Annotated in this window: 15 protein-coding genes and 2 pseudogenes; 5 read left to right on the top strand and 12 right to left on the bottom strand. The window is 71.2% G+C overall.

Annotation, left to right across the window (positions count from 1 at the left end):
• Window positions 1-110: 110 nt before the first annotated feature.
• The 4 genes and pseudogenes from E1258_RS34015 to E1258_RS20435 form a co-directional block, all read right to left on the bottom strand.
• Window positions 111-278, bottom strand: a pseudogene (locus tag E1258_RS34015) (transposase); the annotation flags it as partial.
• Window positions 272-403 carry a hypothetical protein gene (locus E1258_RS35470; protein ID WP_256371022.1) on the bottom strand — a complete coding sequence of 44 codons (132 nt, stop codon included), beginning with the start codon at window positions 401-403 and terminating at the stop codon, window positions 272-274. The pseudogene E1258_RS34015 and the gene E1258_RS35470, both read right to left, overlap by 7 nt.
• Before the next feature lie 155 nt (window positions 404-558).
• Window positions 559-2,598, bottom strand: a complete 2,040-nt coding sequence (locus E1258_RS20440) for a glycogen debranching N-terminal domain-containing protein (protein WP_132403735.1) — start codon at window positions 2,596-2,598, stop codon at window positions 559-561.
• Entirely contained in the window at window positions 2,595-2,972 is a 378-nt protein-coding gene (locus E1258_RS20435; RefSeq protein ID WP_132403732.1) for an SCP2 sterol-binding domain-containing protein, read from the bottom strand. The genes E1258_RS20440 and E1258_RS20435 overlap by 4 nt, the downstream gene beginning before the upstream one ends.
• 202 nt (window positions 2,973-3,174) lie before the next feature.
• Here E1258_RS20435 and E1258_RS20430 point away from each other — a divergent pair, with 202 nt between their 5' ends.
• Together E1258_RS20430 and E1258_RS20425 are read left to right on the top strand one after the other, a co-directional pair.
• Window positions 3,175-3,552 (top strand): SCP2 sterol-binding domain-containing protein, encoded by a 378-nt coding sequence (locus tag E1258_RS20430; RefSeq protein WP_132403729.1) that lies wholly within the window; start codon window positions 3,175-3,177, stop codon window positions 3,550-3,552.
• Complete coding sequence (locus E1258_RS20425; RefSeq protein WP_132403726.1) at window positions 3,549-5,606, top strand: glycogen debranching N-terminal domain-containing protein; 2,058 nt, start codon at window positions 3,549-3,551, stop codon at window positions 5,604-5,606. The genes E1258_RS20430 and E1258_RS20425 overlap by 4 nt, the downstream gene beginning before the upstream one ends.
• Before the next feature lie 106 nt (window positions 5,607-5,712).
• Here the strand turns inward: E1258_RS20425 and E1258_RS35020 are convergent.
• The 6 genes and pseudogenes from E1258_RS35020 to paaA all read right to left on the bottom strand — a co-directional run.
• Window positions 5,713-5,952: pseudogene (locus tag E1258_RS35020) on the bottom strand (IS1634 family transposase); the annotation flags it as partial.
• Window positions 5,953-6,031: 79 nt separating this feature from the next.
• Window positions 6,032-7,171: a 1,2-phenylacetyl-CoA epoxidase subunit PaaE gene (gene paaE, locus E1258_RS20415; protein WP_132403723.1), complete on the bottom strand. Its 1,140-nt coding sequence runs from the start codon at window positions 7,169-7,171 to the stop codon at window positions 6,032-6,034.
• Window positions 7,168-7,644, bottom strand: a complete 477-nt coding sequence (gene paaD, locus E1258_RS20410; protein WP_132403720.1) for a 1,2-phenylacetyl-CoA epoxidase subunit PaaD — start codon at window positions 7,642-7,644, stop codon at window positions 7,168-7,170. Before paaD ends, paaE begins: the two co-directional genes overlap by 4 nt.
• A complete protein-coding gene (gene paaC / locus E1258_RS20405; protein ID WP_132403717.1) occupies window positions 7,638-8,363 on the bottom strand; it encodes a 1,2-phenylacetyl-CoA epoxidase subunit PaaC in 726 nt (241 codons plus the stop codon). The genes paaD and paaC overlap by 7 nt, the downstream gene beginning before the upstream one ends.
• Window positions 8,360-8,650, bottom strand: a complete 291-nt coding sequence (gene paaB / locus E1258_RS20400) for a 1,2-phenylacetyl-CoA epoxidase subunit PaaB (protein ID WP_007074112.1) — start codon at window positions 8,648-8,650, stop codon at window positions 8,360-8,362. The genes paaC and paaB overlap by 4 nt, the downstream gene beginning before the upstream one ends.
• Entirely contained in the window at window positions 8,647-9,717 is a 1,071-nt protein-coding gene (paaA, locus tag E1258_RS20395) for a 1,2-phenylacetyl-CoA epoxidase subunit PaaA (protein WP_132403714.1), read from the bottom strand. The genes paaB and paaA overlap by 4 nt, the downstream gene beginning before the upstream one ends.
• A gap of 372 nt (window positions 9,718-10,089) precedes the next feature.
• Here paaA and E1258_RS20390 point away from each other — a divergent pair, with 372 nt between their 5' ends.
• The gene (locus tag E1258_RS20390) at window positions 10,090-11,073 is read left to right on the top strand and encodes a hypothetical protein (protein ID WP_132403711.1); all 984 of its coding nucleotides are present in this window, start codon (window positions 10,090-10,092) and stop codon (window positions 11,071-11,073) included.
• A complete protein-coding gene (locus E1258_RS20385; protein ID WP_132403708.1) occupies window positions 11,073-12,035 on the top strand; it encodes a hypothetical protein in 963 nt (320 codons plus the stop codon). Before E1258_RS20390 ends, E1258_RS20385 begins: the two co-directional genes overlap by 1 nt.
• A gap of 101 nt (window positions 12,036-12,136) precedes the next feature.
• On the opposite strand, the gene E1258_RS20380 is transcribed toward E1258_RS20385, so the two are convergent.
• On the bottom strand, window positions 12,137-12,988 hold the full coding sequence (locus E1258_RS20380) for a menaquinone biosynthetic enzyme MqnA/MqnD family protein (protein ID WP_132403705.1): 852 nt from the start codon (window positions 12,986-12,988) through the stop codon (window positions 12,137-12,139).
• A 33-nt stretch (window positions 12,989-13,021) separates the two neighbouring features.
• Window positions 13,022-13,906 (bottom strand): MFS transporter, encoded by an 885-nt coding sequence (locus E1258_RS20375; RefSeq protein WP_243715584.1) that lies wholly within the window; start codon window positions 13,904-13,906, stop codon window positions 13,022-13,024.
• Window positions 13,907-14,037: 131 nt separating this feature from the next.
• Here E1258_RS20375 and E1258_RS20370 point away from each other — a divergent pair.
• Window positions 14,038-15,309 (top strand): amidase (locus E1258_RS20370; RefSeq protein WP_305847272.1); only part of this gene is annotated, 1,272 nt, incomplete at its 3' end.

The raw sequence follows: 15,309 nt of genomic DNA, 5'->3' as shown, positions 1-15,309 counted from the left end.
CCCTCCCCGGCGTCCCCCGGATCAGGCTGCCCCCAGCTTCACGCAGCCGCTGCGACGGCCACGAGGTGAAGGTCTTCCACCTCCACTCGGTTCAACAGCGCCTCGCGGCGCACGAGGGCGTCGATGAACACCGCGGCATAAGTCTCATCCAACGGCCGGTGGGACCAGTCGGTCATCGCCTCGATCACCTTGTCGGTGATCCGCGAGATCGTCTCCTTCGACACCGAAGCCCCGTAGATCTCGGCGAAGTGCGCGCTGATCTCCCCGGTCGTCAGCCCGTCCGGCCAGTCGACGACAGCCCTTGTTCCTTGGCCGCCCGGACCAGCTCAGCGGCGGCCTTCGCCTCCGCCGACGGCTCGGACCGCTTCTTACGTCCGGTCTGCTCGCTCAGTGTCGCGGTCATCACGGCACCCTTTTCACCAGGCACAACGCCCGGCAGGTCGGGCCGGAAACACCGTTAGATCGGCCCTGTCTCACATTCGGCGGTGACGGAGCGTGCGTGCTGTTATCCGAGGAGGATGCGACTTGACACTCCCCCGGCGCGGGCACCTGCCGCGGTCAGCGCCGCTCCGGACGGGCGCGTCCGAAGGCACTCACCCTGCCCCACCGTCCCGGGATGTGGAGCAGTTCGATCCGGCCCATGCTCGCGGGGACGGCCGGTCTGGTCACCAGGTGCTCGCCGCGTGGCTCCATGCCGAGCATGGTTCGCAGCAGCAACAGGGGCGTACCGCTGGACCACGCCTGCGGGCTGCACGCCGTGGGGTACAGCACGGGATATCGGGTCAGCGTCCGGTCGTAGCCGCCGAACGCCTCGGGCAGCCGCCCGTCGAAGTACTCCGCGGCCTCGATGATTCCTTCGGCGATGCGTCCGGCTTCCTGGTCGAAGCCGTAACGGCGTAGTCCCCAGGCGATGAACGCGTTTTCGAACGGCCAGACGGTGCCGACGTGGTAGCCGATCGGGTTGTAGCGTCCCTCGCCGGTGGCGAGGGTGCGTATGCCCCAGCCGGAGTAGAGGCGGGGTCCGAGCAGGTGTTCGGCGATTTTTCCGGCGCGGGATTCCTCGACGATGCCGCTCCACAGCAGGTGGCCGATGTTCGAGGAGAGCGCGTCGACCTGGCGGCCGTCGCCGTCGAGGGCGAGGGCGTAGTACTCGCCGTCGGAGATCCAGAAGTCGCGGTTGAAGCGTTGCTTGAGTTCGGCCGCCTCGCGTTCCAGCCGGTCGGCGTAGGCGGGGTCGTTCCAGAACTCGCGGGCGAGCCGGGCGCCGCGGATCTTGGCGTCGTAGGCGTAGCCCTGCAGCTCACAGGTTGCCCGGGGCAGGCTGGCCAACCGCCCGTCCCGGAACGAGATCGAGTCCCAGGAGTCCTTCCAGCACTGGTTCTCCAGCCCGTTGCGCTCGTTGCGACGCTGGTACCACACGTAGCCGTCGCCCATGATGTCGCCGTACTCGTCGATCCAGTCCAGCGCGGCCCTCGCGGAACGTTCGAATAACCGAACCGCGGCGGCGTCCCCGGTCCACCGCTCGTACTCGTCGAGCAGGATGACGTAGAGGGGCGTGGAGTCCGCGCTGCCATAATACGGCAAATGCGGCTGTTCCTCGAACCCGGCCGTCTCCCCGTACCGCATCTCGTGAAGGATCTTCCCCGGTTCCTCCTCGCGGAAGTCATCGAGGATGGCTCCCTGCCTCAAGGCCAGCATGCGTAGCGTCGTGGCGGCGAAGTCGGACGCGAACGGCAGCGCCTGGATGCTGGCGAAGATGCTGTCCCGGCCGAAGATCGCCATGAACCACGGCAGGCCGGCGGCGGGAACGGCGTGTACGCCGGCGGTCAACGGCGAGAAACGCAGCGCGTGGAGGTCGGCCAGGCTGCGCCGGTAGGCCATCGCCAACGTGGGGGAGTCACAGGTGAGGCGGGGTGCCGCCGCGAGCCAAGCGTCCAGGTCCTGCCGTATCTGCTCTTTGGTCCGACCGGGTCTGCCTTCCAGGCTCTCCCGAAGGTCGCGCCCGCCCAGGCCCAGCGCCCGCACGTGCAGGTCGGTGATCCACTGACCGCGCGGTCCGATCCGAACGTGGTACGTCAGGCCCCGCTCGTCGATTCGGCCGGGCACCGTGGACGAGACCAGGGTCTCCCGCCGGAACCTCTCCCGCTGATAGCCGAGAAGCAGGCATCCGCCCTCCATCCGGGTGTAGTACGTCCCCTTCTTGTTCCGCACGTCCTTGATCTCGAAAAGGTCAGCGAAGTCGCTCTCGACGTCGATCCGGATCCGCAGGTCGACGGGCTCGGGCTCATGGTTGATCACCGTCAGTCGCTCGGTGAAACTTGCACCGATGCAGCGTTCCCGAATGGCCGAGACGTTGACGTCGAGGTGCGAAGTAGGGAGGGTTGGGACGACGACGAAGCGGCTCTCGAAGTATTCGACTTCCTCGATGGTGAGCACGTTGACCCGCTGGTCATTAATGGACAAAATCCACTTTGACAGGAATCGGGTGTCGAACGAGAAGAATCCGGTCGGGAAGGTGGGGGATGCGTCGATGTCGCCGGTCTCCTCGCTGACCACGAACGTGTTGCCGTCCAACAGTCGGATGAGGCCGTCGCTCATGCCGCACTTCTCCGCTCACGGCGGAAATCCCGGGGGTGACGGGCTCCGGGCCGCCCCGGCAGGAGCCGGGTGAAGAGGCGGGGCAGGGACCTGTTGCGACCCTCGATTGCGAGTTCGTTTCGCAACCACGCCGCATAGAGCGACTGCCCGGCAAGGGCCCGGTCGAAGGTCGCCCGGCTGGTGCGGATCACGCTGTCAACCTCGCCCCCGTCCCGCGACACGCGGAGATCGCCCCGTTCGATTGCCACGAACCAGCGGTCGACGCGGTGCTCGTGCGTGAGGTCGAACCGGATGGTCCCGGTGGCGTCCTCGAGGAGGGGCTCGTGGCCGCGTTGGCCGAGCGCTTCGAAGAAGCGCGTAGTCGGATTCGACATGAGCCTCCCCTCCAATGAGTCCGAGAACCGGATGTGCCCACCATGACCGCGAGTCGCGCGACGGCGCATCACCCGAACCGGATGAATCCAGCACGTTGCCCCTGGACAGCTTCCAGATTCATCCGTTTCGGGTGAGGTGGCCGCACCCTCGTCCGAGTGATGCTGCCTCTTGATTGGGTGGACTGCTGCCGGGGGTGGTGCCATGTCGGAGGCGATCAGGAAGTTCTTCAACGCGCTCGAACGCCACGGCCACGAACGCCTGCTGAAAAAGACGAACGGCACCATCCGCTTCGACCTTGAGCGCGACCACGAGGTCGATCACTGGTTCGTGGAGATCCGCGGCGGCACCGTGCGGGTGTCACAGCAGAACTGCAACGCCGACACCGTTATCCACTCCGACACCACCTTCTTCGACCGGATGGCGCGCGGCGAAGCCAAACCGCTCCCGGCGTGGCTGAGGAACGACATCACATTCGAAGGGCAACTCCGGCTCATCCTCCTGTTGGAACGGCTCTTCGCGCCGCCGCCCGGCGCGCGTCACCCGCGGACGGCGGCCCGTGACGGTGGGAGGCAGGGATGAAGGGCGACTTCGTCAGAATCCTGGACGGCAACCGCTTCGTGCTGAGCGACGGCAGCGGTGACATCCAAGCAGGGCCCACCGTCCCGTGCGGGTTCTTTGCCTTCGACACCCGGTTCCTCTCCCACTGGCGGCTGACCGTCAACGGCGAACGGGTGAGCGCGCTGGCCGTGGACGACCCGTCGTACTTCGAGGTGCGGTTCTTCGTGGTGCCGGGGGCTCCGACGCACTACGTGGACGCCAAGGTGTCGGTCATCCGGGAACGGTCGGTAATCGGCAGCTTCGAGGAGCGGCTGACGGTGCTCAACCATTCCGGCGAACCGGCCGACTTCACGGTCCGCGTGGACGCGGCCTGTGACTTCGTCCCGCTGAACGCGCTCGGCCAGGAACGTACGCCACCCGGCCGGCTCTACCAGCGCGTCGAGGACGGGCGCCTGCACCTCGGCTATGTGCGAGCGAGGTTCCGGCGGGAAACGGTGATTTCCACGACCGAGCCGGCGCAGGTTGACCAACAGGGGCTGACCTACCACATCCGGATCGAACCCCAGGGGCAGTGGACCACCACGCTGTATGCCAGGGAGCTGGTGCTGCGCCCCGACGGCAAGGACGTTCGCGAGTACGCGTCTCTTGGCCGCCAGCGACACGACGCGGCGCGACTCCACAGCGACCTGCGGCAGTGGCTCGACAAGGCTCCGCAGCTGAGCTGCGACTGGAAGCCGCTGGAACGGACCTACCGGCGCAGTCTGGTTGATCTTGCCGCCCTCCGGTACCCGCCACTGGTGCTACCGGCCGAGCCGGTGCCCGCCGCGGGCCTGCCGTGGAACGCGAACCTCACCGGCCGCGACCCGATCCTCACCAGCCTGCAGGTATTGCCGTTCTTGCCGGAACTTGGCGTTCACACCCTGCGGGTCCTCGGCATCGTCCAAGGCAGCGAGCTCGACGACTTCCGCGACGAGGAGCCGGGCAAGATCCTGCGCGAGTTCCGCTTGGGCGAGATGGTCGCGTTCGAGGAGTGCCCGCAGGCGCCGTACTACGGTGCCGCTGACGTCACCCCGCTCTACGTGATCCTGCTCGACGAGTACGAGCGCTGGACCGGGGACGCGGCCACGGTGCGCGAGCTCGAGGACGAGGCGCGCGCGGCGCTGCACTGGATCGACGAGTACGGCGACATCATGGGCGACGGCTACGTGTGGTACCAGCGTCGCAACGAGCGCAACGGGCTGGAGAACCAGTGCTGGAAGGAATCCGCGAAGGCCATCTCGTTCCGGGACGGGCGGTTGGCCAGCCTGCCCCGGGCAACCTGTGAGCTGCAGGGCTACGCCTACGACGCCAAGATCCGCGGCGCCCGGCTCGCCCGCGAGTTCTGGAACGACCCCGCCTACGCCGACCGGCTGGAACGCGAGGCGGCCGAACTCAAGCAACGCTTCAACCGCGACTTCTGGATCTCCGACGGCGAGTACTACGCCCTCGCCCTCGACGGCGACGGCCGCCAGGTCGACGCGCTCTCCTCGAACATCGGCCACCTGCTGTGGAGCGGCATCGTCGAGGAATCCCGCGCCGGAAAAATCGCCGAACACCTGCTCGGACCCCGCCTCTACTCCGGCTGGGGCATACGCACCCTCGCCACCGGCGAGGGACGCTACAACCCACTTGGCTACCACGTCGGCACCGTCTGGCCGTTCGAAAACGCGTTCATCGCCTGGGGACTACGCCGTTACGGCTTCGACCAGGAAGCCGGACGCATCGCCGAGGGAATCATCGACGCGTCCCGGTATTTCCAGGGGCGCCTGCCGGAGGCCTTCGGCGGCTACGACCGGACGCTGACCCGACAACCCGTCCAGTACCCGGCGGCGAACAGCCCACAGGCCCTGGCCACCGGGACGCCCCTGTTGCTGGTGCGCACGCTGCTCGGCCTTGAGCCGTACGGCGACGATCTGGTGGTCACGCCGGCACCGCCCGAGCGGTTCGGCCGGATCGAGCTGCTCGACATTCCCGGGCGGTGGGGCCGCGTTGACGCCTTCGGCACGCCCCAGGAGGCGGAGCCGGTCGGCCGGTGAGCCTGGCGGCGTTGCCGCGCTGACCAGTGCAGGTGACCGGTCGCGACGACTTCCCCGACCGGGTGGCACCAGCCCCGTCTCGTACGCCAGCACCACAACCGTGCGTGCTGTGGATGGCTTTGAGGGCGGTTTGGAGGTCGTCGGGCAGGGGGTCGGCGGCGGTCATGTTGTGGTCGCCGGCTTGGATCTGGATGGTGCGGTAGCGGCGTGCGGTGGTGACGAAGCGTTTGATGATCCAGCCGGTGGTGTTCTCGATCCAGCGGGACACGGCCAGGGCGGCGAACACGATGGTCGGGTGCGCTTCGACGGATTCGCGGGTGTGGTGGTAGATCGGTCGGGCGGCCAGGACGGAACAAGACGCCACTCGATCTTCCTCGCCCTGTCGTAACCACCTGTCAGCCCCTCCATGCGATACGGGTGCCGCGTCAAACGTCGTAGTCGACCGTGAGGGTGTCGGTGGTCGGGGTGGACTGGCAGGTCAGCACGTACCCGGCGGCGACCTCGTCCGGCTCCAGGGCGTAGTTGCGGGCCATCGTCACCGCGCCGGAGACCACCCTCGCCCGGCAGGTGGAGCAGACCCCGCCCTTGCACGCGTACGGCAGCTCGCCGCGCACCCGCAGCGCCGCGTCGAGGACGCGCTCCTCGCGCCCCATCGTGAAGGTCGACGATCGGCCGTCCAGCACGATCGTCACCTCGGCACCGGCACCGGGCGCGTCGGCGGGGCGGCGCGTCGGCGGGGCGGGCGCCTCGGCGACGTGGAACAGCTCCGTGTGCACCGCCGACTCCGGCAGGCCCCGTGCGGCGAGCACCGCCTTCGCGTCGACCACCATCGGGTACGGGCCGCAGAGGAACCACTCCTCGATCGCGTCGCCCGGCACGATCGTGCCCAGCAGGCGACCCAGCCGCTCGGCGTCGATCCGCCCCGACAGCAGCGGCGACTCGCCCCGCTCCCGGGACAACACGTGCACCAGGTGCAGCCGGGTCGGGTACCGGTCCTTCAGGTCGGCCAGCTCCTCGGCGAACATCACCGAGTTCGCCGTGCGGTTGCCGTACACGATGGTGAAGGTGCTGGCCGGCTCGACGGCCAGGGCCGTGGCGACCAGCGCGAGCACCGGGGTGATGCCGGAGCCGGCGACCACCGCGCCGTAGCGGCGGGCCCGGCCCGGGTCGAACGCCGTGGTGAAGTGCCCCAGCGGGGGCAGCACCTCGACGGTGTCGCCGCGCCGCAACGCCCGGCAGGCGTACGCGGAGAACGCGCCCCCGGGGATCTCCCGCACCCCGATCCGCAGCCGGCCGTGCCGGGCCAGGTCGTCGGGCGTCGAGCAGATCGAGTACGACCGGCGCACGTCCGCCCCGTCAGCACCGGTGGAGCCGGTGAGCCCGCCTCCGGCGGGAAGCCGCACGGTGAGGTGCTGGCCGGCGGAGAACGCGAACGCCGCCCGCAGCTCCTCGGGCACGGCGAAGGTGATCGCCACGGCGTCGGCGGTGAGCCGGTCGACGGCGGCGACGGGCAGCGGGTGGAAGGCCGGCCGGCGGCGGACCGGACGGGTGATCGTGACAGTCACAGCGCCTTCAGGTGGTCGAAGGGTTCACGACAGGCGCGGCAGCGCCACAGGGCCTTGCACGCGGTGGAGCCGAACCGGCTGACCTGCTCGGTCTCCGCCGCCCCGCAGCGCGGGCAGCGGACGGCGAGGGTCAGCGGCACGACGGTGCCGGCCCGGGTCGCCGGCGGCGGGGCGATGCCGGCGGCGGCGAGCTTCGCCCGGCCGGCGGCGGAGATCCAGTCGGTGCTCCAGGCCGGGCTGTAGACCGTGCGGACCTCCGCGTCCGGGTGCCCGACGGCGGCCAGCGCCCGGCGGATGTCGGCCCGGATCACGTCCATCGCCGGGCAGCCGGTGTACGTGGGGGTGATGGTCACGGTGACCCGGCCGGTAGCCCGGTCCTCCTCGACCGCCCGCAGGATGCCCAGCTCGTCGATGTTGATCACCCGGATCTCCGGGTCCACCACCGCCGCCACGGCCTCCCTCGGGTCTACCACTTCGCCCCCGGGTGGGCGCGGTGCAACACCTGCATCTCCGCCAGCAGGTACGACAGGTGCTCGGTGTGCAGGCCGTCCCGCCCGCCGGCCGGGGCCCAGCCGTCCGCCGGCCGGGTCAGGGTCGCCTCGGCCAGCACCGGCCCGACGTACGCGTCGAAGTCGCCTTGCAGGGTAGCCGGGTCGACCGGCGCGCCCGGCCACGGCGCGAACAGCTCGTGCGCGTACGGCCAGACCTGGTCCACGGCGGCCTGCATCCGGCGGTGCGACTCGGCGGTGCCGTCGCCGAGCCGCCGCACCCACAGCGCGGCGTGGTCCCGGTGGTACGCGGACTCCTTGCGCGCCTTGGCCCCGATCGCGGCGAGCCGCTCGTCGGCGCAGCCGGCCAGCGCGGCGTAGAGCGGGAGCTGGTACGCCGACAGCAGCAGCAGCTTCGCCATGGTCACCGCGAAGTCGTTGTTGGGCAGCTCGACCAGCAGGCAGTTGCGGAACTCGCGGTCGCCGCGCAGGTACGCCAGCGCGTCCTCGTCGCGGCCGGCGCCCTCCAGCTCGCCCGCGTACGTGAGCAGGAGCCGGGCCGCGCCGAGCTGGTCGAGGGCGATGTTGGCCAGCGCGACGTCCTCCTCCATCTCCGGGCCGCGGCTGGTCCACTCGCCGAGCCGCTGCGCGGCGACCAGCGCGTCGTCGCCGAGGGCGAGGGCGAAGTCGAAGCAGCCGGTCACAGGTGGGCCACCCCGTCCGGCACCTCGTAGAAGGTGGGGTGGCGGTAGACCTTGTCGGCCGCCGGGTCGAAGAAGGCGTCCTTCTCGTCGGGGCTGGACGCGGTGATCGCGGCGGCCGGCACCACCCAGATCGACACCCCCTCCTGGCGGCGGGTGTAGAGGTCCCGGGCGTTGTGTAGGGCCAGCTCGGCGTCAGGGGCGTGCAGGCTGCCGACGTGGGTGTGCGACAGCCCGCGCCGGGCCCGCACGAAGACCTCCCACAGCGGGGTGTTGTCGGTGGCGCTCATGCCGCGACCGCCTCCTTCGCCTGTGCCCGTTTGGCCGCGTACGCGGCGGCGGCCTCGCGTACCCAGGCGCCCTCTTCGTGGGCGCGGCGCCGGTGCTCCATTCGCTGCCGGTTGCACGGGCCCTCGCCGGAGATCACCCGCATCAGCTCGGCGTAGTCCGGCTCGGTGAAGTCGTACGCCTGACGCTGCTCGTTCCAGCGCAGGTCGGGGTCGGGCAGGGTGAGGCCGAGGATCTCGGCCTGCTGCACGCACATGTCGACGAAGCGCTGGCGCAGCTCGTCGTTGGAGAACCGCTTGATCTTCCAGCCCATCGAGCGGGCGGAGTGGGTGGAGTCGCCGTCGGGCGGGCCGAACATGGCCAGCGACGGGTACCACCAGCGGTCCACCGCGTCCTGGGCCATGGCCTTCTGGCCGGTGGTGCCGTGGGCCAGGGTGTGCAGGATCTCGAAGCCCTGGCGCTGGTGGAAGGACTCCTCCTTGCAGACCCGGATCATGGCCCGGGCGTACGGCCCGTAGGAGCAGCGGCACAGCGGCACCTGGTTGACGATCGCGGCGCCGTCGACGAGCCACCCGATCACACCCACGTCGGCCCAGCTCAGGGTCGGGTAGTTGAAGATCGAGCTGTACTTCTGCCGCCCGTCGAGCAGGAGCTGGACCAGTTCGTCCCGGCTGACGCCGAGGGTCTCCGCGGCGGCGTACAGGTAGAGGCCGTGCCCGGCCTCGTCCTGGACCTTGGCCAGCAGGATCGCCTTGCGCTTGAGCGAGGGGGCCCGGCTGATCCAGTTCCCCTCCGGCTGCATCCCGATGATCTCGGAGTGCGCGTGCTGGGCGATCTGTCGGATCAGCGTCCTGCGGTACGCCTCGGGCATCCAGTCGCGGGGCTCGATCTTCTGGTCGGCGTCGATCACGTCGGCGAAATACGCCGCGAGGTCGGCGTCCGGACCGGGGGCGGCACCGCCCCGCTGCCGGGCCGCCGCCTCCCGCAGCTCCGCCTCCGCCGCCTCCACCTCGCCGAGCAGGCCACCGCCGGGCGCGTCCTGCGGGGCGGAGAAATCGTTGCCATACATGACCACAAGTGTTACAGCTCGCGATCCCGGATGCCAGAGGGTGTCATAGAATTCCGGACTTACCTTCCGTGACGAAACGACCCCCTCTGGCATTGCCGCAGGTCGACGCACAGCTATGACTTGGCTCACTAAGCAGAGGTGAATCGCCCCAAGCAGGGTATATGCGGCCATAATCCCGCCTTCATAGCAACTTGACAGGCGTCGGGTTCTGGCGTGGCGGCTGTCCGGACGTAGACTCTCCCGGTCACACCGATCGGCTGCTGACGATCGCCGGGTATGACGCAGGCCACTCCCCCGGCCCACGGCGATCAGGTCGAGCTCGCTCGGAAAACAGCCGGCCCCCCGGCCCTGACATCTGGAGCTCACCCACTCATGCGACCTCGCGTGGCCATGGTGCTCGCCGTCGTGGCGGTCCTCCTCGGCAGCGCCATGCTGGTGCCCGCCGCGTACGCCAAGCTCTCCGGCGACGACAGCGGCGGATCCGGCGGGGGCGGCGCGGAGAGCGTGGCGGCCCCCGAGCCGACCGCCCCGCCGCCGCCGACCCTGCGCGCCGGCCCCGTCTCGGTGAACTTCTCCGGCGAGTTCTTCTCCTGGGCACTGATGGACCGGGAGAGCGGCGAGATCTCCGGCTCGAAGAACCTCACCAGCACCAGCTCGACCGAATCGATGATCAAAGCCTGGATCGTCGCCGACTACCTGCGACAGCTCGGCGACAAGGCGCCCTCGGCCACGCTGAAGAAGCAGGCGAGCCTCGCCATCCGGGACAGCAACGACGATGCCGCGAACGCCGTCTGGTCCGCCGCGGGCGGCTCGTACAAGACGTACCCGAACGGCCAGCCGAATCCGGTGATCAAGCGGGCCATCAGCATCTGCGGCCTCACCGACACCAAGCGCGGCAACGTCGCGGGGTACGAGGGCTACTGGAGCTTCACCCGGATGTCCCCCCGCGACGCCGTCCGGCTCGGCGACTGCATCGCCAACGGCAAGGCGGCCGGGCCGAAGTGGACCAAGTGGGTGCTGGACGAGATGAGCAAGGTTCGCGGCGGCATCAAGGACCAGGGGCTGAAGTCCGGCGGTGGGAAGTGGGGGATCGTCGACGGCCTACCTGCCTCGATCAAGGCCCAGGGTCCGGTCGGCATCAAGAACGGCTGGACCCCGTTGAACTACGACGGCAACTGGCACGTGAACTGTCTTGCGGTCACCGAGAAGTGGAGCCTCGCCGTCATGTTGCGCTACCCGCAGAGGAACGGGCTGTCGTACGGCGCGAAGGTCTGCGCCAGTGTCGCCACCCAGCTGGTCACCCCGCAGCCCGGTGCCGCCCTCAAGGTGCCGCAGCAGCCGATCGGGAAGCTCTGATGGCGGGCAGCCGGCGGCGGGACGGCGGCGGGGGTTCCGCGGGCGGCGAGGCGTCGCCGCTGCGGCTGATCGCGATCGCGGCCGTCCTGATCGGGCTGGTGCTGGTGTCGCTGCGGCTGCTGCCGGGCTCCCCGCTGTCGTCGGCCGCCGCCGCCCAGTGGGGCGCCCCGTCCGCGCCGGTCGACCGCGCCGCCAACGCGACCTCGGACCGCCGCTCACGCCCGCCGGTCTCGCCCAGCCCCTCGCCGTCGCTGGAGCCGCTGCCGTTCGCGGACAAGCAGATCGACCTCGACATCGAGGGCTGGTACGCCTGGAGCGTCCTGGACACCCGCACCGGGAAGATGTTCGGCTCGAAGAACATGACCGAGACGAGCACCACCGCATCGCTGATCAAGTCCTGGATCGTCGCCGACTATCTGCGCCGCGCCGACGAGGCGGGGCAGACGCCCAGCGACGCCAAGCTCGCCGACGCCACCAGGATCATCCGGGACAGCGACAACACCCGCGCCGAGCAGTTCTACAACTCGGTGGGCCGGTCCGCGTCGATCAAGCGCATGATCTCCATCTGCAAGACCGCCGACAGCAGCCCCGCCGCCGACGGCGGCTGGAGCCGGACGAACCTCTCCCCCCGGGACACCGCCCGCCTCGGGGCGTGCATCTCCGACGGCCGGGCCGCCGGGCCGGAGTGGACCAAGTGGCTGATCAGCGAGATGCGGCTGGTGCGCGGCTCCGGCGACTTCGGCATCCGCAAGGCGTTCCCGGCGGCCGAGCAGAAGAAGATCGCCATCAAGAACGGCTGGATCGACCGGACCCGGGAGCAGGAGATGCACATCAACTGCCTCGCCATCGGCAACAACTGGACGATGGGCGTGATGGTCCGCTACCCGATCAACATGGGCTACGAGTACGGCATGAAGAACTGCCAGAGGATCACCGAAGCGGTGCTGCGCTCGGACACCTGACGCGCGGCCGGTGACCGCCGTCGAGCGGCGGGCGGTTGCCGGCGCGCCCGCCCGGGTCGCGCCGTCAGCTCAGGGCGCGCCCCGTCAGCCGGGTCGCGCCGTCAGCCGGCGAAGAACTGCGGGCCGTTCGCCGGCAGCGTGCGGGCCTCGCCGATCTCGGCCGCCCGGCGGGCGAACTCCCGCAGCCCGGCCACCTGCCGCTCCCCGAGCGAGAAGTCCAGCGCCCGGAAGTACGTGGCCAGGGTGGCCGCGTCGAACGGCTCCCACCGGGCAGCGGCCTCGGCGACCCGGTCCAACTCGGCCAGGCACAGGTCGCGGGAGCGCAGGAACGCCTCGTGCACCTCCTTCACCAGGCCGGGGTGGGCGGCGGCGAAGTCCCGGCGTACCGCCCAGACGGCGAAGACCATCGGCAGCCCGGTCCAGTCCCGCCAGGCCTGCCCGAGGTCGGTGACCTCCAGCCCACGGCGGGGCGCCTCGTGCAGCGCCCGCAGCGCCACGTCGCCGATCAGCACCCCGGCGTCCGCCTCCAGCAGCATCTGCGTCAGGTCAGGCGGGCAACGGAAGTAGTCGGGGCGCACCCCGTACCGCTCGCCGAGCAGCAGCCGGGCGAGCAGCACGCCAGTGCGGGACGTCGAGCCGAGGGCGACCCGGCCGCCGTCCAGCTCGGCGAGGGGCTTCGTCGACACCACGTTGACCGAGAGCACCGGGCCGTCGCTGCCCACCGCCAGGTCGGGCAGGAGCAGCAGCTCTTCGGCGTGGCGCAGGTACTCGACGTGCGAGATCGGCCCGATGTCCAGGTCGCCCGCGACCAGGGCGGCGCTCAGCCGGTCCGGCGAGTCCTTGTGCAGGTCGACGTCGATCAGGGCGCCGGAGCGCATCAGACCCCAGTAGATCGGCAGGCAGTTCAGGAACTGGATGTGTCCGACCCGGGGACGGGCGATGCGGTCAGCCATGCTGCGACCGTATCCCCGTTGGCCGTCGGGGGCTCAGCGGGCGGCCTCCGAAGTGGCCAATCCCGCACCCGGCGGCGTACCGGCCGGGGTCGCCGCGTGGGTGGCGGCGGACCGTTCGGCGCGGCCGGCCCGAACGACCGGGACAGCGGACGCGGCCACCACGAGCAGCCCCGCGACGCCGCATGCCGCCACCAGCGGACGGGGGTCGGCCAGGTCGAGCAGCAGGCCGCCGGCCGCGAGGCCGGCCATGCTCGCGCCCTGGACCGACGCGCCGAAGACGGCGTACGCCCGGCCGCGCGCCGCCTCGGGCACCCGGCGGGCGAGCAGCACGTTGCTGACGACGCTGTTCCCGCCGTTGAGCACCCCGCCGATCAGCCAGATCGGCATCAGCAGCCACGCGGACGGCACTGCGGCGGAGACCAGGACCGCAAGGCAGCACCCGCCCAGCAGGAGCAGTCCCGTGCCGAGCAGTCGACCGTCGTCGGTGAGCCGGCGAGCCAGCGGGGCGAGCGCCCACGCCCCGGCCGCGATGCCGAGTGTCCAGGCCCCCGTGACCAGACCGTAGACGGTTGTGGAGCTGCCCAGTGTCTCCCGGATGAAGAACACCTCGATCACGTTGATCGCTCCGACCGCGCCGACCACCCCGGCGAGCGAGGCCACCATCGCGAACAGCAGCCGATCCGGGCGCAGTCGCCAGCGTGGGGCCGACCCGTCGCCGTAGGCAAGCGTCGGGTGCCCGTCAGCGACCGCCCCGGCGGGCACCGGGTGGACGTCGCGGACCGTCCGGGCACCGCCCCGGCGGGTGCGGATCAGCAGGCCGGCGGCCACCAGAGCGAGGTAGCTGACGGCGTCGAGGAGCAGCGGCACGCGAGCGCCGAACTGCCCGACCAGCACCCCGGCCAGCGCCGGACCGGCCAAGCCGGGCCGGGTGGGCCAGGGCCCGCATCACCTGCGGATCGCTGATCGTCACCCGCTGCCGCTCGGGCCGTGCCTCGGTCATGTGCCCATGATCCCGCCCGCCGCACGCCCCTGCCATCGGCCCCGCCGCTATGCTCGGCGGCACGACCGCCAGCACGGTGCCGAGCGAGGCCGCCACGATGGACACCGCAGCCCCTGACGATCCCGCCGCATCCGGTGGCCCCGCCGCATCCGGTGAGTGCGCCGCCCCCTGGGCCGCCGTCGAGCTCGCGGAACTGGTCAACGCCGGCCGGCTTCGCCCCCTCGATGTCGTCGAGGCGGCCCTGGCCCGCATCGGCTCCGCCGACGCCGCGCTGCGGGCCTTCCGCGAGACGTGGCCGGAGCGGGCCCGGCACGCCGCCCGCGAGCTGGAGCGCACCCTCGCCGCCGGCCCGCTGCCGCTGGCCGGCGTGCCGCTGGGCGTCAAGGCCAGCGAGGGCGTCGACTCGCCCCAGGCCCGCCGACTGGTCGCCGCCGGTTGCATCCCGATCGGGGCCACCGCCGTCCCCCGGGGCACGCCCTGGCAGACGTGGGGTCACACCGACCGGGGTCCCACCAGCAACCCCTGGCGCGCCGACCGCACGCCCGGCGGATCGTCGGCCGGTTCCGCAGCCGCCGTCGCCGCCGGGCTCGTGCCCCTGGCGACCGGCAACGACGGGGCCGGATCGGTGCGCATCCCCGCCGCCTGGTGCGGCGTCGTCGGCATCAAAATCACAAATGGGCGGCTGCCCGCCCGCGACGTGGCTGGGCTCAACGCGCCGGGCCCGCTGGCCCGCACGGTCGTCGACGCCGCCGCGTACCTCGACGCCGTTCTCGGCACCCGCCTCGCCGGCCACCTCGACCCGGCGCGCGGCGGGCCCCTGCGGGCGGTCTGGTCCGCCACGCTGGGCTATGCCGAGGTCGACCCCGCCGTCGTGGGGCCCGCCGTCGCCGCCGCCGACCGGCTCGCGGACGCGGGGATCCTCCGGTGGGTCGAGCACGACCTGGTCCTCGCCGACCCCGCGCCGGCCTGGCGAGCCCTGCGGGCACCCGGTGGCCGGGTCGCCACCGCGACCGTACGGGCCGGCAACGACGCGCGTCTGGCGCGGCTCTTCGCCGCTGCCGATGTGCTACTCACCCCGACGACCCCCGACCCGGCGCACGGCCACGCCGGGCCGGGCGACCGGATGAGCGTGGCGCTGACCTGGGCGTTCAACGTCAGCGGGCACCCCGCTGCCAGTGTTCCGGCCGGGTTCGCCCCCGACGGCACACCGGTGGGCCTCCAGATCGTCGCCCCCCACCATCGCGAGCACCTGCTCATCCGGACGGCCGCCGCGCTGGAGGCGCTGCGCCCCTGGCCGCCCGGCCCCGGGCCGGGGCAGGCG

It is taken from the genome of Micromonospora sp. KC207 (genome assembly GCF_004348615.1).
GTDB lineage: Bacteria > Actinomycetota > Actinomycetes > Mycobacteriales > Micromonosporaceae > Micromonospora.
The sequence above is the reverse complement of the archived record's forward strand: the minus strand, read 5'-3'. Positions and strand labels throughout refer to the sequence as shown.

Bases quoted from the DNA above. Each gene is read 5' to 3' on its own strand.
- E1258_RS35470 (WP_256371022.1), bottom strand. From the start codon at position 403: ATGACCGCGACACTGAGCGAGCAGACCGGACGTAAGAAGCGGTCCGAG.
- E1258_RS20440 (WP_132403735.1), bottom strand. From the start codon at position 2,598: ATGAGCGACGGCCTCATCCGACTGTTGGACGGCAACACGTTCGTGGTC.
- E1258_RS20435 (WP_132403732.1), bottom strand. From the start codon at position 2,972: ATGTCGAATCCGACTACGCGCTTCTTCGAAGCGCTCGGCCAACGCGGC.
- E1258_RS20430 (WP_132403729.1), top strand. From the start codon at position 3,175: ATGTCGGAGGCGATCAGGAAGTTCTTCAACGCGCTCGAACGCCACGGC.
- E1258_RS20425 (WP_132403726.1), top strand. From the start codon at position 3,549: ATGAAGGGCGACTTCGTCAGAATCCTGGACGGCAACCGCTTCGTGCTG.
- paaB (WP_007074112.1), bottom strand. From the start codon at position 8,650: ATGAGCGCCACCGACAACACCCCGCTGTGGGAGGTCTTCGTGCGGGCC.
- paaA (WP_132403714.1), bottom strand. From the start codon at position 9,717: ATGTATGGCAACGATTTCTCCGCCCCGCAGGACGCGCCCGGCGGTGGC.
- E1258_RS20390 (WP_132403711.1), top strand. From the start codon at position 10,090: ATGCGACCTCGCGTGGCCATGGTGCTCGCCGTCGTGGCGGTCCTCCTC.
- E1258_RS20385 (WP_132403708.1), top strand. From the start codon at position 11,073: ATGGCGGGCAGCCGGCGGCGGGACGGCGGCGGGGGTTCCGCGGGCGGC.
- E1258_RS20380 (WP_132403705.1), bottom strand. From the start codon at position 12,988: ATGGCTGACCGCATCGCCCGTCCCCGGGTCGGACACATCCAGTTCCTG.